Origin of the sequence: Mucilaginibacter sp., assembly GCF_036568825.1 — a bacterium.
Classification (GTDB): domain Bacteria; phylum Bacteroidota; class Bacteroidia; order Sphingobacteriales; family Sphingobacteriaceae; genus Mucilaginibacter.
Genome location: NZ_DATCRU010000077.1, coordinates 1 through 23,952, shown reverse-complemented (window position 1 = coordinate 23,952; position 23,952 = coordinate 1). Strand labels below are relative to the sequence as shown.

26 protein-coding genes and 1 pseudogene are annotated in these 23,952 nt (G+C 40.5%); 15 read left to right on the top strand and 12 right to left on the bottom strand.

Features of this window, described 5'->3' with window-relative positions; genetic code table 11:
• Window positions 1–204: 204 nt before the first annotated feature.
• On the bottom strand, window positions 205–600 hold the full coding sequence (locus tag VIM89_RS17580) for a response regulator (protein WP_488157489.1): 396 nt from the start codon (window positions 598–600) through the stop codon (window positions 205–207).
• 152 nt (window positions 601–752) lie between these two features.
• Between VIM89_RS17580 and VIM89_RS17575 the strand changes: the two genes are divergently transcribed.
• Complete coding sequence (locus VIM89_RS17575; RefSeq protein WP_488157488.1) at window positions 753–1,073, top strand: hypothetical protein; 321 nt, start codon at window positions 753–755, stop codon at window positions 1,071–1,073.
• Here VIM89_RS17575 and VIM89_RS17570 read toward each other — a convergent pair whose 3' ends face one another.
• Window positions 1,074–1,373 (bottom strand): hypothetical protein, encoded by a 300-nt coding sequence (locus VIM89_RS17570; RefSeq protein WP_488157487.1) that lies wholly within the window; start codon window positions 1,371–1,373, stop codon window positions 1,074–1,076.
• A 572-nt stretch (window positions 1,374–1,945) separates the two neighbouring features.
• Between VIM89_RS17570 and VIM89_RS17565 the strand changes: the two genes are divergently transcribed.
• The 4 genes from VIM89_RS17565 (at window position 1,946) to VIM89_RS17550 (ending at window position 5,383) form a co-directional block, all read left to right on the top strand.
• Window positions 1,946–2,224: a hypothetical protein gene (locus tag VIM89_RS17565; RefSeq protein WP_488157486.1), complete on the top strand. Its 279-nt coding sequence runs from the start codon at window positions 1,946–1,948 to the stop codon at window positions 2,222–2,224.
• Between the two features lie 175 nt (window positions 2,225–2,399).
• The gene (locus tag VIM89_RS17560; RefSeq protein WP_488157485.1) at window positions 2,400–3,521 is read left to right on the top strand and encodes an acyltransferase family protein; all 1,122 of its coding nucleotides are present in this window, start codon (window positions 2,400–2,402) and stop codon (window positions 3,519–3,521) included.
• Between the two features lie 177 nt (window positions 3,522–3,698).
• A complete protein-coding gene (locus tag VIM89_RS17555) occupies window positions 3,699–4,754 on the top strand; it encodes a type III polyketide synthase (RefSeq protein ID WP_488157484.1) in 1,056 nt (351 codons plus the stop codon).
• A 137-nt stretch (window positions 4,755–4,891) separates the two neighbouring features.
• Window positions 4,892–5,383, top strand: coding sequence for an isoprenylcysteine carboxyl methyltransferase family protein (locus VIM89_RS17550; RefSeq protein ID WP_488157483.1), 492 nt, complete (start codon window positions 4,892–4,894; stop codon window positions 5,381–5,383).
• 6 nt (window positions 5,384–5,389) lie between these two features.
• Here VIM89_RS17550 and VIM89_RS17545 read toward each other — a convergent pair whose 3' ends face one another.
• Entirely contained in the window at window positions 5,390–6,181 is a 792-nt protein-coding gene (locus tag VIM89_RS17545) for a helix-turn-helix transcriptional regulator (protein WP_488157482.1), read from the bottom strand.
• An 89-nt stretch (window positions 6,182–6,270) separates the two neighbouring features.
• Between VIM89_RS17545 and VIM89_RS17540 the strand changes: the two genes are divergently transcribed.
• Window positions 6,271–7,788: a serine hydrolase gene (locus tag VIM89_RS17540; protein ID WP_488157481.1), complete on the top strand. Its 1,518-nt coding sequence runs from the start codon at window positions 6,271–6,273 to the stop codon at window positions 7,786–7,788.
• 1 nt (window position 7,789) lies between these two features.
• On the opposite strand, the gene VIM89_RS17535 is transcribed toward VIM89_RS17540, so the two are convergent.
• Both VIM89_RS17535 and VIM89_RS17530 read right to left on the bottom strand, forming a co-directional pair.
• Window positions 7,790–8,533 carry a LytR/AlgR family response regulator transcription factor gene (locus tag VIM89_RS17535; RefSeq protein WP_488157480.1) on the bottom strand — a complete coding sequence of 248 codons (744 nt, stop codon included), beginning with the start codon at window positions 8,531–8,533 and terminating at the stop codon, window positions 7,790–7,792.
• A 3-nt stretch (window positions 8,534–8,536) separates the two neighbouring features.
• Complete coding sequence (locus VIM89_RS17530) at window positions 8,537–9,664, bottom strand: sensor histidine kinase (protein ID WP_488157479.1); 1,128 nt, start codon at window positions 9,662–9,664, stop codon at window positions 8,537–8,539.
• A gap of 232 nt (window positions 9,665–9,896) precedes the next feature.
• Here VIM89_RS17530 and VIM89_RS17525 point away from each other — a divergent pair, with 232 nt between their 5' ends.
• Window positions 9,897–12,347: a TonB-dependent receptor domain-containing protein gene (locus VIM89_RS17525; RefSeq protein WP_488157478.1), complete on the top strand. Its 2,451-nt coding sequence runs from the start codon at window positions 9,897–9,899 to the stop codon at window positions 12,345–12,347.
• 287 nt (window positions 12,348–12,634) lie between these two features.
• Here the strand turns inward: VIM89_RS17525 and VIM89_RS17520 are convergent, their stop codons facing one another.
• Window positions 12,635–12,784: a hypothetical protein gene (locus VIM89_RS17520; protein ID WP_488157477.1), complete on the bottom strand. Its 150-nt coding sequence runs from the start codon at window positions 12,782–12,784 to the stop codon at window positions 12,635–12,637.
• Between the two features lie 139 nt (window positions 12,785–12,923).
• On the opposite strand from VIM89_RS17520, the gene VIM89_RS17515 reads away from it, so the two are divergent.
• From VIM89_RS17515 to prmA, 5 genes are all read left to right on the top strand, one after another.
• Complete coding sequence (locus VIM89_RS17515; protein ID WP_302900822.1) at window positions 12,924–13,172, top strand: type B 50S ribosomal protein L31; 249 nt, start codon at window positions 12,924–12,926, stop codon at window positions 13,170–13,172.
• 68 nt (window positions 13,173–13,240) lie between these two features.
• Window positions 13,241–14,431 (top strand): putative sugar nucleotidyl transferase, encoded by a 1,191-nt coding sequence (locus VIM89_RS17510; protein WP_488157476.1) that lies wholly within the window; start codon window positions 13,241–13,243, stop codon window positions 14,429–14,431.
• 38 nt (window positions 14,432–14,469) lie between these two features.
• Window positions 14,470–15,234: a triose-phosphate isomerase gene (gene tpiA / locus VIM89_RS17505; RefSeq protein ID WP_488157475.1), complete on the top strand. Its 765-nt coding sequence runs from the start codon at window positions 14,470–14,472 to the stop codon at window positions 15,232–15,234.
• Between the two features lie 85 nt (window positions 15,235–15,319).
• Window positions 15,320–15,787: a hypothetical protein gene (locus VIM89_RS17500; protein WP_488157474.1), complete on the top strand. Its 468-nt coding sequence runs from the start codon at window positions 15,320–15,322 to the stop codon at window positions 15,785–15,787.
• Window positions 15,788–15,828: 41 nt separating this feature from the next.
• Window positions 15,829–16,665, top strand: coding sequence for a 50S ribosomal protein L11 methyltransferase (prmA, locus tag VIM89_RS17495; RefSeq protein ID WP_488157473.1), 837 nt, complete (start codon window positions 15,829–15,831; stop codon window positions 16,663–16,665).
• An 81-nt stretch (window positions 16,666–16,746) separates the two neighbouring features.
• Here prmA and VIM89_RS17490 read toward each other — a convergent pair whose 3' ends face one another.
• A complete protein-coding gene (locus VIM89_RS17490) occupies window positions 16,747–17,391 on the bottom strand; it encodes an NAD(P)-dependent oxidoreductase (RefSeq protein ID WP_488157472.1) in 645 nt (214 codons plus the stop codon).
• A 55-nt stretch (window positions 17,392–17,446) separates the two neighbouring features.
• Window positions 17,447–17,854, bottom strand: a complete 408-nt coding sequence (locus tag VIM89_RS17485; protein ID WP_488157471.1) for an Rrf2 family transcriptional regulator — start codon at window positions 17,852–17,854, stop codon at window positions 17,447–17,449.
• Between the two features lie 257 nt (window positions 17,855–18,111).
• Between VIM89_RS17485 and VIM89_RS17480 the strand changes: the two genes are divergently transcribed.
• The 3 genes from VIM89_RS17480 (at window position 18,112) to VIM89_RS17470 (ending at window position 20,836) form a co-directional block, all read left to right on the top strand.
• Entirely contained in the window at window positions 18,112–18,960 is an 849-nt protein-coding gene (locus tag VIM89_RS17480; protein WP_488157470.1) for a universal stress protein, read from the top strand.
• Window positions 18,961–19,061: 101 nt separating this feature from the next.
• Window positions 19,062–20,420 carry a UDP-N-acetylmuramate--L-alanine ligase gene (locus VIM89_RS17475; protein ID WP_488157469.1) on the top strand — a complete coding sequence of 453 codons (1,359 nt, stop codon included), beginning with the start codon at window positions 19,062–19,064 and terminating at the stop codon, window positions 20,418–20,420.
• Window positions 20,421–20,494: 74 nt separating this feature from the next.
• The gene (locus VIM89_RS17470; protein ID WP_488157468.1) at window positions 20,495–20,836 is read left to right on the top strand and encodes a helix-turn-helix domain-containing protein; all 342 of its coding nucleotides are present in this window, start codon (window positions 20,495–20,497) and stop codon (window positions 20,834–20,836) included.
• Window positions 20,837–20,859: 23 nt separating this feature from the next.
• Here VIM89_RS17470 and VIM89_RS17465 read toward each other — a convergent pair whose 3' ends face one another.
• From VIM89_RS17465 to VIM89_RS17450, 4 genes and pseudogenes are all read right to left on the bottom strand, one after another.
• On the bottom strand, window positions 20,860–21,981 hold the full coding sequence (locus VIM89_RS17465) for a GNAT family N-acetyltransferase (RefSeq protein ID WP_488157467.1): 1,122 nt from the start codon (window positions 21,979–21,981) through the stop codon (window positions 20,860–20,862).
• Window positions 21,982–22,061: 80 nt separating this feature from the next.
• Entirely contained in the window at window positions 22,062–22,262 is a 201-nt protein-coding gene (locus VIM89_RS17460; RefSeq protein WP_488157466.1) for a hypothetical protein, read from the bottom strand.
• A 136-nt stretch (window positions 22,263–22,398) separates the two neighbouring features.
• Window positions 22,399–22,959 (bottom strand): SMC-Scp complex subunit ScpB, encoded by a 561-nt coding sequence (gene scpB, locus VIM89_RS17455; RefSeq protein WP_488157465.1) that lies wholly within the window; start codon window positions 22,957–22,959, stop codon window positions 22,399–22,401.
• 451 nt (window positions 22,960–23,410) lie between these two features.
• Window positions 23,411–23,952: pseudogene (locus VIM89_RS17450) on the bottom strand (dehypoxanthine futalosine cyclase); the annotation flags it as partial.

The window sequence follows — 23,952 nt, the reverse complement described above, 5'->3', positions numbered from 1 at the left end:
CTCATTGATTTACAGCATTTAATATACTTAAAATCCATGAGAAAAACAAGTTAAATATTTGATAATCAGATATTTATATCAACATATTAACACCCATAAAATGAAAAAGTCGGAAGATTTATTCTTCCGACCATCACTGGGTCGTTGCCCGGCATTTTGTCCAATTAAAAAACTATGAATGAAAAATCAAAACTGATTTCGTGGTTATGAAACGCTGTGCTCGCAGATGTAGTTAAGCGTTTGTTTTGACAGGGGTTTGCTGATAAATGAATTCACACATTTATAGTGGCTCGACCGCTCTTTATCTGATTCCCTTACAGATGAGGTCATCACATATACTTCAATATTTTTGTTAAAGCTGTTTTTCAGCTGTTCAAATCTGTCCAGAAATTCCCAGCCGCTAAAGTCGGGCATGGTCAGATCGAGAAAGATCACATCAGGCAGCTTCTCTGCTGCCGATCTGTTTTCTTCGATATACTCCAATATCATGCTGCCATCAAAAGTGTAAGTGGCTTGTTGGCACGCTGCATTATTGTAAAGCATGGTCCGCATGATATAATGATCAATCGGATTGTCATCAATTAATACAAGTTTACACATAGTGATATTTTTTATAGGTTATAAGTAAACACATCAGTTTTACACTGCTATGCTTTTAACTTATATGCAATAGGTATACCATCACTGGGGAAAAATGAACCTATTTCTCAGACATCCGTATAAATTCCCGCAACCTAATTAATTTGAAAGTAATGCATCCACAGCTAATATCTGTATTGGGCATGAGCAATCCTTATAACCCGAAGCCTAATGAAATAGCCCGCTATAACGCCGAAAAGGTGCTTAATTACATAGAAGACATCAATTTAGAGCGGGACCTGATCTTTAAGCCAACCAATGCAGGCAGCCTTGCCATTGCCTGGAAAATCGGCGATTGGGAGTATCAAATGGAATGTGTAAAAAACGGTTATATTATTTACACATTCACAAAATCTGAATATGAGAAGGCGAGCGGTTGCGAGTTGTTTGATGATTTTATTCCCCAATTTGAGAAATATCTGCTAATGCTCTGATCAACCTACCTTAAGCGAAGGGCGGGGATCCTCAGTACTAATATTCATCTCCGGGTAGCCTATATATTGCGCATACCACAGCAGCGCAGAGGCAACCATTGGTCTCAAATAATCTTTAATATTTACAGTCTCAAATGCCAGCAGATCGCCCGGATAGCGGCTATAGAATTGTAGTTCGGATGGATTTGGTTGAAAAGGAACTTTGTTCAAATGGTGAACGCTGATAGCTAACATGGATTTTGCATCCCGGATTACATCACCGTTTTCGGTTTGGACTAAATAAAAGTTGGACGATAGCATCTGCGTGATATATTGTATTTCTAACACTTGTCAAAAAATGTACCATTTTATATTGTTAATAACTAACGGGCTGTAACTGAAATAGTTTAATTAAAAAATCATAATTATCTGTTATTTAGATCATATGATTGGTTATCTAAAGTAAAAATTGTGGATTTTTTTACACTTATCCACACTTTTTGATAAAACATATTTATTGAAGGGTTTTTATTAATGTCCAACTCAATTTTAAGTAATTGAATGTTAATTGCTTAGTGTTTTAAAATAGATTACATCTCTTGGTAATTTTTTGCATCGGAGTATTGTGATTGTTCAATTAAATTTTTATGTTTAGGTATATATTAACTATGAAGAAAAATGGCAATTACGCTGTATCGGCCACTACCTGCGGATAAAAGTATCTTTAGTTGTTTGTTTTTCGGTGCTTAGGCCTCATTAAAAGTTTAGTTTAACTACTTGATTCTTAAAATCTTATTTGCGTCCTGTTAGGTAACATTAATAGGCGGTTAGAAATTGGATTTTGGGAAACAAAAAGAAATACGCGACGTCTTATAAATATTAAAATATAAGTTATGGTTAATCCTGTAAATTATCGGCTGTATACGAGTGCGGGTGAGCGCTTGATTACCATCGAGCCCGTTTACGAAGAAATTACCGGCGGCGATTTGTTTGCTACCGGGCGCTACATTTTGAGCGAAGGGGATACAACCATTGGCGAGATACGGGTTGACGGTGAGTTGGTTGAGTGTGAATGGGATGGAAATGCTATGCTGGCTGATGAAAATGTAGACCGGATAATAGAATTTATAAATGAGTATAACGAGCCCGAACTTGCCGGATATTTGGATTAAACACTAGTTTATGACACCCGGCAGCAATTTCTCTTCTTTTTGATTTACTCTATTAATATGGAGTGAATTACTTTTTAATTTATTTAAAAAAGTTACACAATCTATTTAACAATTCCTTTTGGATTTAGATTGTTATGATTACATTGGGCTTTCCAATTTAAACTAACCTGAATTTATGCCTGAAACTTCCCCTAGATTTTTGTCCCTGGATGTATTCCGCGGAATGACTATTTGTTTTATGATTATTGTAAATAACCCGGGGGGCGAAGCATTTTGGCCACTCAACCACGCTAAATGGAACGGGTTTACTCCAACTGATCTTGTGTTTCCTTCTTTCCTTTTTGCCGTAGGTAATGCCATGAGTTTTACCATGAAGAAGTTTCAACAGATGGATAATTCGGCAGTTTTGTTAAAGATTTTTAAGAGAACTTTCCTGATCTTCATTATTGGCTACCTGATGTACTGGTTCCCATTCTTCAAGATCGATCATGGGCAATGGTCATTGGCACCGTTTTCACACACGCGTATTGTAGGTGTATTACAGCGTATTGCACTGTGTTATGGTATTGCATCGCTAATGATCCATTACCTGCCTACCCGTTGGGTTTATATACTGTCAGCAGTCTTCTTATTAGGATATTGGATAGTATTGCTTGCTTGTGGCGAACCGGGTGCGCAACTCACTATGACCGGCAACGCTGGCTATTTCCTTGATAAATGGATTTTGGACGAAGCGCATATGTATCATGGCGAGGGCGTCGCCTTTGAACCCGAGGGCTTTTTAAGTACAATTCCTTCTATTGTAAATGTGATCATCGGCTATTATGCAGGTAAGTTTATTCAGGAAAAAGGCAAGGGATATGAAACGGTATCAAAATTATTACTTACAGGTTGCCTATTCATATTCATTGCTATTTGCTGGGATCCGGCATTCCCGATGAATAAAAAATTGTGGACAAGTTCTTTTGTGTTTGTAACTACCGGCCTTGATTTGGTGATAATTTCCTTCCTTCTTTATATCTTAGAAATACGTGCATGGAATAAAGGCAACTGGGCCAATTTCTTTACGGTGGTAGGGAAGAACCCGCTGCCAATTTATGTGCTTTCTGAAATATTGCTCATTATGCTGGCATGGATATCAGTAGGAGGCAAAGTACTGCCTGCTATGTGGACCTCGGCTTTCCAGGCTATTGCACCGGGCAAAATAGGTTCGCTGTTGTTTGCTATCAGCTTTATGCTGGTTTGCTGGGTGGTGGGCTATATACTTGACAAAAAGAAAATTTACATCAGGGTGTAAATAAAGATAATCTATCTGAATCAACTAAATCTCAATCTCGGAAGGGCTCTGCAAATGCGGGCCCTTCTTTGTTGGTGGCAACCGATATTAGTTTTCAGCCGTACTGGAAATAAATGGTTCCACAAAACTATATCCCCTTTCATTTATTAATATATAACCACTAACAACAGACTAAATATGCCGTTTATAGCGTCAGTATCAAAAATAGACCTGCCTCATCGCATACCACAGCAGGAAGCCAAGGAACGGGCACGGGCCATGTTTGCCGAAAACTTTCCGCAGGTCGACCGGCTGATACAGGCCTTTGACAATACCGAAATAGTCACCCGTAACTTTTGCGAGCCGATAAGCTATTACATCATCCCAAATACTTTTGAAGAACGGAATGAAGAATATTTGCAACAAGCGCTCATGTGGTCAGTAAAGGCGATTGAGGATTGTATCAAGGATGCGAATATTGATAAAAATGAAATTACGGATATTTTATTTGTATCGACTACAGGTTTAGCTACGCCAAGCATCGATGCATTGATCATTAATCAAATGCGATTGAATCCGCACATCAATCGTATCCCGATATTTGGACTAGGTTGCGGTGGTGGGGTTTCCGGAATGGCTAAGGCCAATGCATTAGCCAAAGCAAACCCGGATGCGGTAGTATTGCTTGTGGCTGTTGAACTATGCTCCTTAACCTTACTGCGAAACGATTACAGCAAAAGCAATTTTATTGGATCAAGCCTTTTTTCAGATGGCATTGCCGCTTGTATTGTGATGGGAGATAAGCGGCCAGGCGATAAGAAAGTAAAATACCAAGCGTCGAGCAGTAAGCTGTATTATGATTCGCTGGAAGTTATGGGATGGGATTTTAAGGATACCGGCTTTAAAGTTTTATTCTCAAAAGATATTCCCACGTTTATTAACGAGAATATAAGGGAAGATATCGTCAGTTTCCTGGCAACGCAGGGACTGAAATTAGGCGACATCAAAAATTTCATCTTCCATCCCGGAGGGAAAAAGGTATTGGATGCTTATACTGATGCTTTGCAGTTGGATGGCGATTCCCTTCAGAAAACCCGCTCAGTGATGAATGATTACGGCAATATGTCGAGTGTAACTGTTTTATATGTGCTCGATAAATTTATGAACGAAGGTTTTGAAGATGGTTACGGGCTGATGCTGGCTATGGGGCCGGGTTTTTCGAGCGAGATGGTTCTTTTAAAGATGGAGAATTAATTAAAATCTCTAAGAGCATTGTCATCCTGAGCCGGTCGAAGGATATGCGGGTAAGGCCATACCGCACCGCACTTCGAGCACCTCAGTGTGACACCCTACACAAATGAGTGGTGATTAAATAAGTGACTTTTAATAAAATGTATTTTATCATTTTCATCATATTCCTGATCCTTCAGCGTTTCACCGAACTCTATATTTCCAAACGCAACGAAAGATGGCTGCTATCGCAAGGTGCCATTGAATATGGCCGTGAACATTATCCTTATATAGTTGCGTTGCACACTTTGTTTATCATATCACTCATTGCAGAGTATTATTTATCAGGCGGACAGTCGATAAGCTATATTTTTCTATTGCTTTTTATATTATTGCTGACTTTCAAATATTGGGTGTTGAGTTCCTTAGGATTGTATTGGAATACCAGAGTCTACCGTATTCCTGGTGTGGTTGCAGTACGCAAAGGCCCTTATAAGCTATTTAAGCATCCCAACTACGTGGATGTGGTGTTAGAGATCGCTATTATTCCCCTGGTATTTCACCTGTATTATACTGCTTTGATTTTCAGCGTGCTGAATGCAATTATGCTTTCGGTGAGGATAAGGGTCGAAAATAAAGTGTGGGCAGATTAAGATCGACTACAGTTTTTGATATTGTGCGGGCAGAAATCCGGTCAATTGCTTAAACGTCCTGGTAAAATGGCTTTGATCGAAAAATCCGCAGGCATAAGCTACGTCAGTCAGTTTGATGCCTGACGTTTTTAATAGCTCCAGCGCACGTTCTATTTTTAGTTTGCGCATATAAGCGCCTAGGGTGCAGCTAAAATATTGCGGGAAATAGGCAGAAACGGTAACCGGGTGTACACCTGCTATAGCTGCCAGATCCTCCAGGCTCAACGTCTCGTCCCAGCGGTCATTCATCGCTTCATATACTTTTTTGATCCAGTCCGGCTGCTGTTTCTCTTCACGCCAGTATTGTGCGCGGTTTAAAAATTCCAGCAGCAGCATTTTGACTGATGTATGAGAAAAAGTATCGTCAGCTAAAAGCTCGCCGTAAACCTTGAGCATTAATAACTTTGCATCCGGTGTTTTGTCGAGTGTATGGCTAAAGGTTGTTCCTGCAAATCCTGATTCTAGAAGAAAACCTTCGGTCATTTCCAGGTTGATGTGAACAGAATGGGACATGCGGAGAATCTGATGCGGCTCGCCAGCCTGGTAGAAAGTTATCCTGCCGGGTAAACGCTCATATTGATTTTTCTTTTTCTCAGAACATCCTCCCTGCAAAACAAAACTGATATGCGGGTTAACATGGCAATGCCAGTTATCATTAAACTGGTGCTGGTGATAAGCGCTTACGCTGGCCAGTATGCCATCCGCCTGCTGCTCTTTCAGGATATTGCCTACGTATTCCCCCTGTTCCAGTATTTGCATTACGCAATTTATAAATAATTCTGCAACATTAATCCTGTACTATTTTAACCATCCGGCTTTGGTTAGTTTTACATCATTAGTTCAACAAAATGAAAAAAACTATTTGCTTCTTCGCTATAATCATTACTCTGGCTACTTCAAGCCTTTATGGACAAAGTATCACCTCTAAAATAGATAGTGTATTTAACGTGCCATCCCGTAACAGCGCATTAAACGGAAATTTGCTTGTTGCTGAAAAAGGTAAGATCATTTATCAGCGCTCTTTTGGATATCAGGATGTTGAAGCCAAAAAACCAAATACTGCTGCATCTGCATTTGGGTTGGCGTCGATTTCCAAACAGTTTACTTCGACAGCCGTGCTGCAGCTAAAAGAAAAAGGCAAGCTCAAATTGGATGATCACTTTGTAAAATATTTCCCGGATTTTCCTTTCCCTGAAATTACTATACGGCAAATGCTGACCCACACCTCCGGCCTGCCGGATTATGAACTTTTCGACAAGCTGATTGAAAAAGAGCCGGGCCGTATATTTGGCAACAAAGACATTATCCCGGCCCTGAAAGTGTGGAGTAAAGGTTTAAATTTTAAGCCCGGTGAAGAGTGGAGTTATTCAAATATGAACTACTGCTTGCTGGCCGTGCTCATTGAAAAATTGAGCGGGCAAACGCTGCAAACGTATTTAGATAAAAATATTTTTATACCGGCCGGAATTCATCACACTTACCTAGAAAACATGGTACTTAAAACCAACAATCCTGATAGGACGGTTAACTACGAATATCCAACTTTTTATGCCAGTAAACTCGTACAGGTGGACTCAGTGCCTGACGAACATAAGATGATCTATAACCTTGGCGGCTTCTCAGGGCAGGGTGGGCTAACGAGTACTGCAGAAGACCTGTTAAGATTTGACAATGCGTTCTTTTCGGGAAAACTGATCAATGCAAATGACGTCAATGAAGCGTTAACACCGGTTAAATTCAACAATGGAAAGACGGCGCAGGTATTCGATGATTTTGTTGATCTGGGTGCTTCAGGTTATGGCCTGGGTTGGTTTATTTTAACAGATACCACCAAAGGAAAGACAGTCTGGCATACAGGCGGGCGACCCGGCATATCAACGGCTCATTTGCATAACCTAAAAACCGATCAAACCGTAATCATGCTGCAAAATACACCCGAAAGCAGCACTACTCCGGCTGTCTATGCTTATCATTTATTAAACGGAGAGTCTATGCACAGTGCCGGGATACCACTTATCAGGATATACGCAGAGACATTGGTGAAGGAAGGCGCTGACGCAGCGCTTGTCAAATTGCAGTCGCTACGCAATGACCCGGCCTATCAGATGCCCGATGACTGGATGTGGGTACATTTAGGCTGGCAATTATCTGGAAAAAAAGAATATATCCCACTGGCTGTTGAGGCGCTCAGAACTGGAAGCATTTTATACCCGGATAACTGGTATGTCAATTTGGGTTATGCCAGTGCTTTGGAGAAGGTTGGTAAAAAAGACCTGGCCATTGCGCTCTATAAAAAAAGTATAGCCGAAAACCCTAAGCAAGATGATTACTCCGCGAATAGAATAAAAGCCTTGGAAGAGAAATAAACTATTTTTTATCACTTACTTTTTTAGAAACGCCGTCCCAAAGCCGCTTGGATACTACTTTTTCAAGTACTTCCTGGCGGTAGTTGCGGCTGATAGGGATACGGTTGCTCTGGATAAAAATCTCATTGCCCTCGATGCCATTTATTTTATTGATGGCTACGATGTAAGATTTATGCACCCGGATGAATGACCGCTCATTCAGGTTTTCCTCCAAACTTTTGAGTGATAACATGGTGACAAATTTGCCTTTATCTGTGTAGATATTCACGTAATTCTGCATGCCCTCTACATACAGAATGTCTTCAAAAGGTATCTTTTCATATTTATTGCCGCATTTGATAAAGAAATAATCGTCATCATCTTTCGACTGCTCCTGTTCCCTGTTTAATAGCTTATGGTAATCCCGTGCTTTGGCAGCGGCTTTGAAAAATCGCTCGAACGTGATAGGTTTAAGCAGGTAGTCCAATACGTTCAGTTGAAATCCCTCTAACGCGTAAGAAGGATACGCTGTAGTTATCACCACCATAGGAGGCTTTTGCATAATTTTCAGAAACTCGATACCGTTCATCTTCGGCATCTGGATATCCAAAAATATCAGGTCGACTTTCTGCTGATCGATCAAATGCAATAATTCCAGCGGGTTCTCTCCAACGCCGCACAGGTTCAGAAAATCAACTTCCCGCACATAATTAGCCAGACCTTCTCTCGCTAATGGTTCGTCATCGATGATTACACAGTTGATCATTTATTAACTTATAAGTTGTACGGATGGGTTGATAGTTATAGCAGATAATTGTAGTTCAAGCTTGATTGAAAAACTATCTGCATTATCCTGGATATCTAATTTGTATTGATCTGGGTAAACCAAATCGAGCCTGCGCTGCACATTTTTTAAACCGATACCACCATAGTTGACTACATCACGCGATTCGTTTTTGGCTGCGCTATTGCTGACAGTAAAACCAAGTTGCGTTCCCGATAAAGCGAGATCAATATTGATCCAGTTAGATTCGGTTTTATGTTTGGAGACATGCTTAAAAGCATTCTCCACAAAAGTCATCAAAATAAAAGGGGCGATGCCTATGCCGGATGAATAGCCTTCATCTATATTGACATTGACTTGCAGATTAGGGTTTTGACGCAGTTTTTCCAGTTCGATGAAATTCTCCAGGTAAGTCACCTCTTTGCTTAATGGAATTTGCTCATCGTTACATTCATAAAGCTGGTGCCGTAATAACTCTGAAAATTTAGCCAGGGATGCCGAGGCCATATCCGGGTTTTTATGGATAAGGAAAAAAATAGAGTTAATACTATTGAACAGAAAATGCGGGTTGAACTGGTATTTCAAAAACTTTAGCTCGGTTTCCAGCTTTTCCTTCTCCAGGGCCTGCTGCCGTCTTTGCGTTTCTATCCAATTTTTAGTGAGCTTAATGCTCATGCCCAGCGTAATTGCTGCTACTGTCGATTTCACAGGTTCTGTCTTAGCTGCATTATAGAAGCTGTTCAAATCCCAGGTCATGCCCCACATTTTTTTTGCATTAGTACCGGCCAGCCAGGCGCTAACGAAATACCCCGGCACAATTAGGAATGAAGAGGCAATAATGACCAATACCAGGAAAAAGATGTACAACCCATATTGCCCTTTTTGCAGGTAACGCGGAATGAGAAAATACAAATTGAAGTATACTGCAAAGGCCGGAAAAATGGTATAGAAAAACGATTTAGCCCAGAGGACAGAAAAATACATTTCGTGTGCAGCTTCATAAGCACTTCCGGTATACAATGCCCAAAACACGTAGTTATATAACATCCAAAAAGGGATGTGGTATAATTTGTATCGGATAAACCAATGCTGTTTTGGCTTCAATTCGGGCATTGCTAAAGGTAAGTGTATTTAACGGTATTTATAAAATGCACTATCTGAACGGAGCTAAATAATTGACCAACTGCATTTATGAAAGTATAATCTGCAAATGAGGTATTTTAATAATGATTTAAGTACGTTTTTGACCAGTTTCTGCATGTAATCAATTAAATATAGCACGTTGTCAATCCATTTTTGAGCGAAATATCAGCGCATGTTCCTTTGGGTAAAACCAATGGATCACATGAAACAATTATTGCTTTGTTTGTTGCTCTTGATCGCTTTCCAAACTGCATTTGGACAGGTAACAGGGAAATTAACCGATACATCGGGTAAGCCGGTACCGTTTGCCACTGCCGCGCTTATGCGGTCAGCCGACAGCACCATCGTAAACTCAGCCACAGTAAATGACACCGGCACTTTTCGCATTGATGGTGCGCAGCCGGGAAAATACTTCATGCGCATAACTGCTGTAGGTTATCAGACCTATAGATCACCGGTTTTTGATATAGGCCAGGAAGCACAAGCAGATCTGGGCCGGTTAATAATAAAACAAACCGGCAGACGGCTTAATGAAGTCGTGATCAGTGCAGCCAAACCCCAGGTACAACAAACCGCAGAAGGCGTAACGGTGAATGTGCAAAACAGTATCATGACGCAGGGCAGCTCGGTATTGGACGTATTGCAGCGGTCGCCTGGCGTTATCGTCGATCAGCATAACAATACCATCTCGCTCAATGGGAAAACGGGCGTAATGGTGATGCTGGACGGGCGGCTTATGCGCATGTCTATGGATCAATTGATAACCTTATTAAACAGTATGAGTGCCGATAATATCGATAAAATAGAATTGATGAATACGCCTCCTGCAAAGTATGACGCCGAAGGCAATGCCGGTATCATCAACATCGTCACCAAAAAGAGTAAAAAACGTGGGACGAATGGCTCCGTAACATTGAGCGGCGGTTACGGTATGTATGAAAAAGCCTCGGGAGGACTTAATATCAATCATAATACGGGTAAGGTAAACCTATATGGTTCCTTTTCCTATTGGCACAGTCACGACTATGGCTACCTGTATGCAGCAGGCTCAGACGATGCAGCCATAGTAGGCGGGCACGAAGATTTTAGCTACACGGGTATCAGTAAGCCGGTTTCTAATTTTGGCGATGGAACGTTGGGCGCAGACATTATGCTTGACACAGCAACCACCATCGGGGCTAGTGTTAATTATTGGGGTGGTGGCAATACCAATCTTCCTCACAATTATGGCGATTACATTTTTCCGGATTCGCCGTCGCTTACTTTCAATTCGCTTTTCAATAACTCCAGTCACCTCGATAACGCCATTGCCAATTTGTACCTCGACAAACACCTGGCAGGGGGGCAGGCTATTCGTACTGATTTGGATTACCTGTATTACAATACACGATCATTGTCTAATTCTCAAAGCTCTCTTACCGATAGCCTGGGTAATCCGGCTGGCAACTCCGGCAACCTTTTTTCACCAATACAACGCGATTTTGGCAACACACGGATACAGGTATTGATCGGAAAGCTGGATTATTCCAATCAACTGAACAAGAAAATAAAGCTCGAAGCAGGTGCCAAAGCGACTTATACCCGTACTGCCGCCAGTTCTGGTATTGAGGATTTGGTGAATGGCGTTTGGGTACCCAACATAGTAGGATCTGCTAATAATTTTGTTACCTATGAAACAATTGACGCGGGCTACCTCACGCTCAACATGCAGATCGATTCGGCAACCAGCCTTGTTGCAGGAGCCCGTTATGAGTACTCACATAATTATACGGACAAATCAGCTGATACCAATTACAGGGTAGATCGTAAGCTGGGAAGGCTTTTTCCTTCGGTGTTCTTTTCAAGAAAGCTGAGTGATAATTCATCCTGGCAAGCGTCCTATACTGAGCGTGTTACCCGGCCCTCATACAACGATTTGACCTCCTATGTCAGCTATAACAGCCCGACATCTGTTTTTACAGGCAATCCGCTACTAAAACCAACTATTACGCGTAACCTTAAATTCGGATATAATACCCATGGCTACCTGTTTTCCCTACTGTTCAGTCGCGATGATGACCCTATTATAGGAATTCAGGGCATGCCGGGCCCGGTGAAAGGAGTAGTTTATCTGCGCCCTGAAAATGGTGATTGGCAGAATTCAATTACTTTGCAGGCTACCATACCAATCAAAATAAGCAGTTGGTGGGACATGAATTATACATTTACTGGTGGACTAAGGGAATATAAGATATCATATACTCCTCAGCCTTTTGAGAAGACCTTTCTGGCCGGTTCATTTAATTTCAGTGAGAATTTTAAACTGTCGCATGGGTTTTCGGCTGAGTTATCAGGCTATTATAATTCGCCTTCTTATAATTCAAATTGGCATTCCTATAGTAATACAATTGTCAACCTGGGTGTGAAAAAGGAACTCGGTAAAGGGAGCTTAAAGCTATCAGTTGACGATGTTTTTAGAGGTGCTATTTATAAAAGCGATATGGGTCTTCTGGGCACCGATGCCTTTAATAGCAAAGTACATGTGAGTTATTCTGGTGAATCCAGGTCGGCGACCGTTTTTAAAATTTCTTATTATCGTCCGTTTGGTTCAACCAAAAACAAAAATCAGGAGAAAAGGGACAGCGGGGCAGGGGAGGAACGGAGCAGGTTATAAGGATATAAAATAAAAATCCCCGGCCATTCACTACCGGGGATTTTAACCATTCTTCAAACCAATTAAAAATATTTAATCTCTTATTTATTAACCACGTAGTTATACGTAGCCGTTTTAGAGAAGGTTATACTTTTTTTGAAAAAAATTAAAAATATTTTTTTGGGGTGGTTTTCAGGACAACGTGGATAGCTCCTTTCCTAGAATCAAATGCCATGCCCCCATATATTTTTGGCGGGATTATTTCTTTGACCCATAGGGTCTACCGCTTTGTAGCCAATGCAAGAAAATTAGTTTTTTGCCCCGCCAGGGGTTACCCTTTGCCACATTGCAGGTGTGGAATAATCAAAGCCCTTACCTGTCGGATGGAGGGCAGCCGCTATGCGGCACAAATAACACTCATTATTCTTTACTACAAAGCGGTAGGCCCTATGGGCCATTGCATTTCTACTTTTTAATTTGCAGGTACACTGTGTATGAATAAAGGGAGGTAGGGGTAAAAAAGCTTTTTTATTTTTCCCTTTTTTGTTTTGATTATTAATGATATATTTGCCCCTCTTTTTAGGAGAATAAAATACGATGAAAAAAGATCTGCATCCAAAAAACTATAGATTAGTTGTTTTTAAAGATATGTCTAACGACTACTCTTTCTTGACAAAATCATGCATCGATACCCGCGAGACAGTAAAATGGGAAGATGGCAACGAATATCCACTGGTGAAATTAGAAATTTCTCATACATCTCACCCGTTCTATACCGGTAAGATGAAACTGGTAGATACAGCAGGACGTATCGACAAATTCCGTACCCGTTACGCTAAAAAGTAATTTTAGCTTCGTGATAAATTATTTACAGGTCTCCCGGTACATCGGGGGACTTTTTTTATTTTTGCGCCATGGCAATTATTTTATTTGACGGTAATGCCCACCAAACATTGCTGCCTTTAACATATACCCGCCCCGTGGCCGATCTGCGTTTAGGTATCCTGACGATCGCTCAAAAATGGGCGAAACACCTGAAGCAAGGTTATTCTTTTTATACGCAGGCTTATTTAAGTGTTAAGTTCCCTATCAATATTAAAGCTGGAAACATATTCATTAACGGCGCTGTTTGCCCGGATGAACTGTTATTAGAGGTGATCGATAAACTTTCAACAGGAGAAGCACTAAAATATAACGGTGAACTAATCGCAGTAAAGCTTTCAGAAGCCGATGCGAAAGTATTTGATCAGGAGGCTCAATTTGATCGCTCAATAGAATACACAGGCACGCCGGTTATAATTAAATACCCCGAGCATATTTTCAAAAATAATGATACCGAACTGAAAAAGGACTTTCAGTTGCTTACTAAAGGCCGTAGCAGTGCAAATATCAGTTCCACCAATACCATTATCGGTAATGATTTTTTTGCTGAAGAAGGTGCCGTTGCTGAATGCTCATCATTTAATACTACAAACGGGCCTATCTACTTAGCTAATACAACCGAAGTTTGGGAAGGAACACATATCCGGGGTTCATTTGCCTTGTGTAATAACTCGCAGGTAAAGATGGGAACCAAGGTGTACGGCGGAACAACTGTTGGCCCATATTGCCGTGTGGGGGGCGAAATAAACAATTCAGTGATCTGGGGTTATTCATCTAAAGGACATGAAGGCTACCTGGGAAACTCGGTAATGGGAGAGTGGTGCAACATAGGTGCCGACAGTAATAACTCGAACATGAAGAATAATTATGCTGAAGTAAAGCTTTGGGATTATCCTTCGCAACGTTTCCGTGCTACAGGCTTGCAATTCTGCGGACTCATTATGGGCGATCACTCTAAATGCGCTATCAATACTATGTTTAATACAGGTACAGTAGTAGGGGTGAGTTGTAATGTGTTTGGAGCAGGCTTTCCTAGAAATTTTGTTCCTGATTTTTCATGGGGAGGTTCACATGGGCTTGAAACCTATAGCTTGAAAAAAGCATTTGAAACTAACGAGCGGGTATTTGCCCGCCGCGATCATCGTACATTTGACGATGTGGAGCGGGATATTTTAAAAACGGTTTTTGAACTGACGAACGAATACAGGCACATCGGACTTTAATTAATAGAAACACACTAAACAATCAATATACAGTAATCATGAGAAAAAAAATTGTAGCCGGAAACTGGAAAATGAACATGGACTATGAGCAAGGCTTGTCCTTGTTTTCAGAGGTCGTTAACATGGCACATGACGAGGTAACCGGTAAACAGCACATTGTGGTATGCAGCCCATTTATTCACCTGCATAGCCTGGTGCAATTGTCAAAAGGGAATACCAAGGTTTCGATAGGTGCACAAAACGCTCATCAGGCTGAATCTGGCGCATATACGGGCGAAACATCTGCAAAGATGATCCACTCAACCGGTGCTGAATATGTTATCCTGGGCCACTCAGAGCGGCGTCAGTATTTTGGCGAGACCAACGAGTTACTGGCAAAGAAAACAGATACTGCTTTAGCTAATGGCTTAAAACCGATCTTTTGCATCGGTGAAACTTTGCAAGAGCGTGAAACTAACGTACATTTCGACGTGATCAAAACCCAGTTGGAAGAAGGTGTATTCCACTTAAGCGCTGAGCAATTTGGCCAGATAGTGTTAGCTTATGAGCCAGTTTGGGCGATAGGCACAGGCGTAACCGCAACATCAGCACAAGCCCAAGAGATACACGTGTTCATCCGCGGAGAGATCGCTAAAAAATACGGACAGGAAGTTGCTGACAGTACGACTATTTTATATGGCGGCAGCTGCAATGCCAAAAATGCATGCGACCTATTCGGTCAGCCAGATATCGATGGCGGTTTGATTGGCGGAGCATCACTAAAATCCCGCGATTTTATCGATATTGTTAAGACGTTTAATTAAAGATTTGAGAAGTGAGATTTGAGATATGAGACCAGGATCAAGGTTAAAATCTCAAATCTCAAATCTCATATCTCATATCTCAAAAATGAGGGGTCTGCTAAAAGTACTTCTACCGCCTTTTGTCGGTTTTGTGGCGTATTTCCTGGCTGTAAGATACAGCTCGGTTTACTTTGCGCTGCGGATCGATAAACTTGGGGAAGGGACCGTGGAAAGCTTTATGGCTTACTTCAAGTACTTTATGCCCCTGCTGTTTGTGGTGGCGATCCTTACCCAGTACCTGATCGTAGTGCCGGTTTGGAACAGAGTATTTCTCAAATCGAACACAGGTAAGTTCATTTCAGTATTGATACTTTGCCTGATTTGCGTGCTTTTTGCAGCTTTCATTAGTTATTGCATCTGGGACAGGCAATCGCGCCCGTGGCACGTTGTAAAAGTTTGCGCGTTTATGACCGGCGTGCAACTAGTATACTGGACCGTGAACCTGGTTGTATTATACTTCCTAACCAAGAAGCCCGAACAAGTAACCGAACAAACTAAACAACCAACAGAATAAAATCTCACGTCTCAAATCTCATATCTCACATCTAAATAAAAATGGATTATTACGAATTACTTTTTACCACCTATCCAACAGAGGATTATCAGCAGGACTTGCTTATCGATGCGCTTGCCAATATCGGGTTTGATACGTTTGAGGAGGTAGAAGGTGGTTTTAAAGCATATATTCCTGAGGGTGATTTTGATAAAGAGGCGTTAGAAGAAAATCTTGAGCCTTATCACGAAATGTTTAGTTTTAGTTATGAAGTGAACGTCATCCAGCAAAAGAACTGGAATGAGGTATGGGAAAGTAATTTTGAGCCGATACAGATCAGAGATAAGGTATATGTGCGGGCAACTTTCCATCAACCTAAACCCGAGTTCCCTTTTGAGATTGTGATCGATCCTAAAATGGCATTTGGTACAGGCCATCACGAGACGACCTCGATGATGATGGATTTGATGCTGGATACCGATTTCACAAGCAAAGATGTGCTGGATATGGGTTGCGGAACAGGCATTTTAGCCATACTGGCAAGCAAGCTTGGTGCAAAAGATGTTATCGCGATTGACTATGACCCGGTTTGTTATGATAGTACCATAGAAAATTCTGCCTTAAATCATATCGGTAATATTAAGGCTATCTGCGGTTCAAAGGAAGTAATACCTGATGTACAGTTCGATATCATTTTGGCTAACATTAACCGTAACATTTTGCTCGATCAAATGCAGCGTTATAGCAAGGTTCTAAAGAGTGGAGGAGAGGTATACTTCAGTGGCTTTTATGAATCACCCGATCTGGATATTATAAAAGAAGAGGCTGCTAAATATGGACTGACCTATGTCAATTATAAAAAAACTAAAGACTGGGTGGCTGCAAAATTCAAGAAGTAATAAAAAAAGGTAGAGACGCAATACTTTGCGTCTCTATTGTGATCTCTTCAAAGACGCAAAGTGTTGCGTCTCTACAAAATATTAATATCCGAGGGTAAAACGTCTTTTAATAAACTGGTTTTGTTCCAGCTCATCAATAATGGCGATGGCCATATCCTCAACCGAAATTTCTGATTTATGATCGGCGTCAAATACAGGCTGATCGGTTCCTAAACGGAATGCACCGGTACGTGTACCCGGATGCAACTGTATAGCTGGGCTAAGGAATGTCCAATCCAGATCGTTTTCTTTTTTTATAATATTCAGGTAATCACGGGCTGCAGATGCACCGGTTTTCCATTCAGCTGGGAACTGTGGACTATCTACTAACTGTACACCCGGAGCGATCTCCAAACTACCTGCGCCGCCGACTACCAATAGCCTTTTTACTCCAGAAAGTTTTACAGCTTCCTGAATAGATTCCGAGCCTTTGATAAAATCATCATACAGGTTAGGATTGGCCCAGCCTGCGTTGAAAGTATTAACAACGGCGTCATGATCTTTAAGTATGTTTGCTAAGGCTTTTGTGTCATAAACGTCAGCGTTTATTAATGTGAGCTTTTCATTTTTGGTTGCTATTTTGCTGGTGTCGCGGGCAATGGCGGTTATTTCATATCCGCGGTTCAATGCTTCGTTCAATACGGCTGAGCCTACAAATCCGGTGGCTCCGATAATTGCTATGTTCATGTTATTTATTTGTTTAATTGTAATTAATTTTATTACAGTTTATGTTAAAAAAAATTCAATCGAATTTGTTAGCGAAATCTTCAATAGTAATACTACTTAGCTTTTTCAATAAAGTTTTGTCCAGATCGTCGTAAAGTTCATCGAGCTTTTTGTTGATTTGTTTACCAACAGGACAATCTGGATTAGGAGTGTTTTTAGCTGCACCCAATACAGGCTGGTTCTTTACCGCCTGGTATACATCAGCCAAAGTAATCTGCGTTGCTGGTTTAGCCAGGATATAGCCTCCGCTTTTACCTTCTTTACTGCTGATCAAACCTAAATTGCGCAGGTTGCTGATCTCCTTTCGCGCTAATGCAGGGTTGATATTAATGCTTCCTGCGATGTAATCAGAGGACGTTAGCTCGTCTCCCGTCTTGCTGAGCAAGGTCAGGATATGCAATGCAATTGGAAAACGTCCGTTCATCTGTAATAATAAATATTACAGTAAAGGTAGCTGTTATTTCTGATACACCACAACACTTTATTAAAAAATATTTGTTTTGACATTAGGTCAACAATTGTAAGAAATTGTGTATATTTCTTATGAGTAAAATACGTGTATTTATGAAGATAAATAATATGTGTTTAAACTGCCAATTATAAAGCCTAACCATCATTAATTTCATATCATTTTGCTTTTGATCAAATGATCAGAAGGTAAAATGACTAAATTTTATTGTTATGAAAACCTATATAGTTCCAATTGATTTCTCCGAAACTTCGGATCACGCAGCTGAGTTTACTGCATTGTTAACCAATCAGACCGATGTAAGCGACGTTTATCTGCTGCACTCGTATCATGTGTCGGTCTATGAAAGCGTATTGCCTACGCCGGATATGCTGATCCCAAGCGATGAGGAAATAGAGGAACAAGTGATTGAAAGGACTAAGAAATTGGAAAACCTCCGTGCACGAATACATAAAAAGGTACGCGATGGGGTTACTATTCATATTCGTATCAGTCGCTCGCCATTGGTCCGTGCTATAATAGAGTCGGTCAACCAGTACCATGCGGACATTGTAATACTTGGTAGTAACGGGAGTAACGATATTCACACTAGTCATATCGGAAGCAATGTGGTTAATATTTCCAAGTTGAGCCCTGTTCCGGTTATTGTAGTTCCGCCGCTTTGCCATTATGAACGGATCAAACGGGTAGTAATGGCCTGCGATTTTAATAAAGTGAAAGATACTGTTCCGCTGGAGCCGCTAAAAAGGCTTCTGCAAAGACATGATGTTGAACTGGAAGTTGTAAATATTGATAAGGAAGCCAAACACAAAAATGCTGATCCTGAACAATTAGCAGAAGAATCAGCATTACATGGCATGCTAAAAGAGTTCCATCCCCGGTATTATTACAGTAACGAAAGCGACGTTCTTAACGGTATATTGAGTTTCGCTAAAGGACATCATGCGCAAATGGTCATCTCATTGCCGCACAAATACAGCTTTTTTCAGTCGTTGTTACATACCAGTGTATCTCAACAATTGACAGTACATTGTGCAGTGCCCGTATTATTATTAAAATAATAAGATTTTAGTTATCCACACCGACTAAAAAATATATATTTTAAAGAAAAGAGCATTTTACGTTTATTTGCCAAAACTTTCTTACCAGTTTATATTTTTTAATGAGGATTCATTTCATCGCCATAGGCGGCAGTGCCATGCATAATATGGCCATTGCGCTGCACAAAAAAGGGTTTAAGATAACCGGTTCAGACGATGTGCTGTTTGAACCATCCGTTTCACGGCTCTCCAAACATGGATTGTTACCCGAAGCCAATGGCTGGTATCCCGAAAAAATTACGCCTGATATAGATGCTATTATACTGGGTATGCATGCCCGCGCCGATAACCCGGAACTGTTAAAAGCACAGGAACTGGGATTGAAAATATATTCCTACCCCGAATATATTTATGAGCACTCAAAAGACAAGTTGCGTGTAGTTATAGGTGGAAGTCATGGTAAAACTACTATCACTTCTATGATCTTGCATGTGTTGAAGAATACAGGAAAAGATTTTGACTACCTGGTTGGTGCGCAGTTAGAGGGCTTCGATACTATGGTTAAACTTACTGATGAAGCACCCGTGATTGTAATAGAAGGAGATGAGTATTTATCATCAGCTATTGACAGAAGGCCTAAGTTCCATTTATATAAAGCCAATATCGGTGTCATCAGCGGTATTGCCTGGGATCATATCAATGTATTCCCGACGTTTGATAATTATGTGGATCAATTCGGGATCTTTATTGAAACGATACAGCCTAACGGTAAACTGATCTACAGTGAGACAGACGAGGTTTTAAATACTCTGGTTAAAAAAGATCAATCCAAAGTAGAAAAGTTGCCTTATCATTTGCCGGATTATAATATTAAAAATGGTATTACAAATATTATAAATAATAAGAAAGAATATCCGTTACAGGTGTTTGGAGAGCATAACCTGCTGAACATAGAAGCAGCTCGCCTGGTATGTGAAAGTTTAGGTATAAGTTCGGAAGATTTTTATACTCAGATCACTACTTTTAAAGGTGCCGCGCGCAGGCTTGAGTTGATGGGCAAGAATGAAAGTTCGAGCTTTTTTAAGGACTTTGCACACTCACCTTCTAAGCTAAAAGCTACCATTCACGCTGTAAGATCTCAGTTCCCCGATAGGAGGTTAGTCGCCTGTATAGAGCTTCATACCTTTAGCAGTTTGAATAAAGATTTCCTCGGAGAGTATGCTCACGCGATGGATGAGGCCGATGTGGCAATTGTATTTATTGATAAAAAGACGTTTGAGCAAAAAAAAATGGAGCCATATCCTGCTGAAACAGTGAGAGATGCGTTCAAGAAAGCTGATTTGATGTTTTATAATGACCCTACAGAATTGCAGAAATATCTCGAAAACATTGAATTAAACAACGCAAACCTGCTTATGATGAGCTCCGGAAATTTTGGTGGGATTGATTTGCAGGAGCTATCAAAAAAATATTATAAATAATAAGCTTAATATTAATTTTTTTATTGTAACTTTATTAACTACTGAGAAAAACCTTATCTAAAGAGACAAAAAACATGAAGGCACTCGGAAAAAAGATTAGATTACTCCGTCATCAGAAAGGCTGGAGTCAGGAAGATGTAGCTAAAAAGCTTGACATCTCAATTCCTGCTTTTTCTAAAATAGAAACGGGCATAACTGATATCAATTTGTCCCGTTTGGAGCAAATTGCGATCTTATTTGACATGACTGTGGTGCAATTACTGACCTTTAATGACGAGGAACAGGATCAGAAGTTTATTAATGAATTAGAAGTAGTTAATAAAAAATTGATGGACCGTGACTCGGAAGTTATTGATTTACAGAAGAAAGTAATTGAATTATTTGAAGAGCTAAGGCATTCAAAAGCTACTGCCTGAACAGCAGTTTCCCGTGCCCGACCCTAATTAAAGATATACCGCATCGTTAAATGCCTCTTCCCGAATACCCCACCCATACTATGGTGGAGTGCGATCATTTTGTCATTAAAATCACCAACCCACGATAGTTCTAGCTCGTCATATTGCTTCAGTGGCAGTATATATTCCTTTAGTTTAATAAACAGGCCCGATTCCAAACCATGTTTCTGATACTTTTGCTTGGTGCCCATCACAATGGCGCGCATTCTCTTTACACCTTTCCATTTGTTGTAAAGGAATTTGAGTTTACCTATCAGGTTGAGTTTGCCATTGAGCCCTTTGATCATCTGGTTTGCATCTGGTAAGATTACGACGAATGAGGCTGGCTCTCCGTTCACATATGCAAACCAGATCAGGTTTTCGTCCATCAAAGGTTTCATCTTCCTGAAGCTCTCCAGTATGGTATCTTTAACTATTGGGACAAAATTTTCGAAATCTTTCCAGCCATCGTTATAGATCTCCATAAAATCTTCCGCAAACTTTTCTATTTGGGAAGCTTTCAAATGTTTGAATTCATAGCCTGGCTTTTGGGCAACCCATTCAGCAATTTTTGTAAATCTTTCGGGAAAAGGCTTATGCGCATCTACATGATTGGTGATCTGTTCATATTGAGTTTTAAAGCCATATTTTTCAAAGAAACCAACATAGTAGGGCGGGTTATAATTCATACCATAGGAGGGCGGTACAAAACCGTCTGCAAGCAGTCCCCAAAAGTTATCATTCTCTCCAAAATTGATCGGGCCATCCATCGCTTTCATGCCCCGGGCCTTAAGCCAGTCTTTTGCTGTATCGAATAGTAAGAAGGCTGCTTTCTCATTATTGATCGACTCGAAAAAACCCATACCACCAGTCGGTTGCTCGTAGTTATAAGCTTTCTTTTCATTGATAAATGCCGCAACACGGCCAATCAGGTTGCCGTTGTCATCCATCAATATCCACCGCGTGCATTGCCCATGTTTAAAAAAAGGGTTTTTCTCGGGATCAAATACCGCTTCAATATCATTATCCAGTGGACAAATCCAGTTGTTGTCATTCTTATAAATTATCCGGGCTACATCTAAAAATGCTTTTTTATCTGCTTTTGTCTTAACCTCGGTAATTTTCATGCGGTATGGATATAAAAAAGCATCCAGCGTAAATCTGAATGCTCTAAATTTTAAATATGCTCAAAAATAAGCTTTAGCTATTAATAATCGTCGTCTTCGTCGTAACCTTCAAAAGATTCATACCTTCCCAAGTCATCAAGAGGCATATCAAAGTCCTCATCGTCATCATCATCTATAATCTTCTTTTTCGCAGGCAAATCTGTTGACTTGCCATCCGGTTTCTTAGCGGCCGGGCTTTTTGGAGCGGTCGTTTTTTTAACTGGTTTTTTTGGCGTTCCCATTGCGACGATCTATTTATAAAATATTAATCAAGTTAAATTTAAATCAATTTAAATGCAAATTACGATCAGCTTTATAGCCTGCATTCTCTATCTCAAAAATAACTAAAATCATTTTCAAAGAAAATAACTTTCAAAATTATTCTGTTTGCTCGCCTATAGAAGCAGAGTTATCAGTAAACTCTTTTATCTGAGGTAATTCGCTCAGGTCATTTATACCGAAGTAATCCATAAATTGTTGGCTCGTACTGTACAAAATCGGCCGCCCCACAGTATCCGACTTTCCAACAATGGTGATCAACTCCTTTTCCAGTAGTTTTTGAATAGAGTATTCGCTGTTCACACCACGTATCTGCTCTATCTCCAGCTTGGTTACCGATTGCTTGTAAGCAATGATAGCCAAAGTTTCCAAAGCAGCAGGGCTAAGTTTCTTTTTTGAGCGTTGTAATTGCAGCAGGCTGATGACTGGGTGATACTGTTTTTTGGTGAGAAATTGGTATCCGTTGGAGATATGGATCAGCTCGATTGCAAAGTTATCGTCCTGGTATTTCTTTTTGATGTTATCCAGGTTGAGCATTACCTCATCCTTTGAAAAATCCCGCTCAAAGGCCGATTGAAGGCAGTACATGATCTCTTCGATACGGATACTTTGTTCGGAAGAAAAGATGAGTGCTTCGATATATAATTCAGGATTCTCCATTTATTAGCCTGCAAATTTTTAAAGTACCAAATATGCAAAAAGATATGTTCAATGCCGATAGCTAATGCAGCAGAAAATACCCCGAAGAGAATTTCACAAGTGGGGAAAAATATTAACGGAAAAAGCAAACATTGAGGAAAAAATGCAATACGTGGTGGAAATTAATTCCACACTCAATAAATAAATAAAGTAATGGTTAACTTATTTTATAGTAACAAGCAGACTTCTTAAAATGTGGCACAAGATTTGGCTTATATTATGCGACCCCCACAAAGGGCTGTTTTTCATAGGTAGATGTAGAGGCCGGAAACTGCGAGAGTAACCGGCCTTTCTTTTTTCTTAAAAGTTGAATTGGTTATATTAGTTGTATTAGTTGGATTGGTTCAAAAAAATTAGACCAGCGATATGAAACCACTTCAACCAATACAACAACTCCAACCAATACAACCAATCAATAATTAATCACTTGCTCCTCAATCTGAGACGGGATCTCACGCCACTCATATTTCTGGGTACGTAGCTGAGGCTCGAAGCCTGCTTCCCTGATCGAATCCTGTATGCCTTTAGCAGTAAAACGATGCGGTGCACCTGCGGCGGAGACTACATTTTCTTCGATCATAATGGAGCCGAAGTCGTTGGCGCCAGAGTGAAGGCATATTTGTGCTACTTGCTTACCTACAGTGAGCCATGATGCCTGTATGTTTTTGATGTTCGGTAACATGATACGGCTCAGAGCGATCATGCGGATATATTCGTCGCCCGAAACGTTATTAGTGATACCCCGCACTTTACGCAGCAAGGTTCCGTCATCCTGGAAAGGCCATGGGATAAAGGCAATAAAGCCATAATGCCCTTCGGGTTTTTCAGCTTGCACTTCACGTATCCAAACCAGGTGCTCAAATCGCTCTTCAATAGTTTCAATGTGACCGAACATCATGGTAGCCGAAGTTGGAAGGTTGATTTTATGTGCAGCGCGCATCACATCCAGCCATT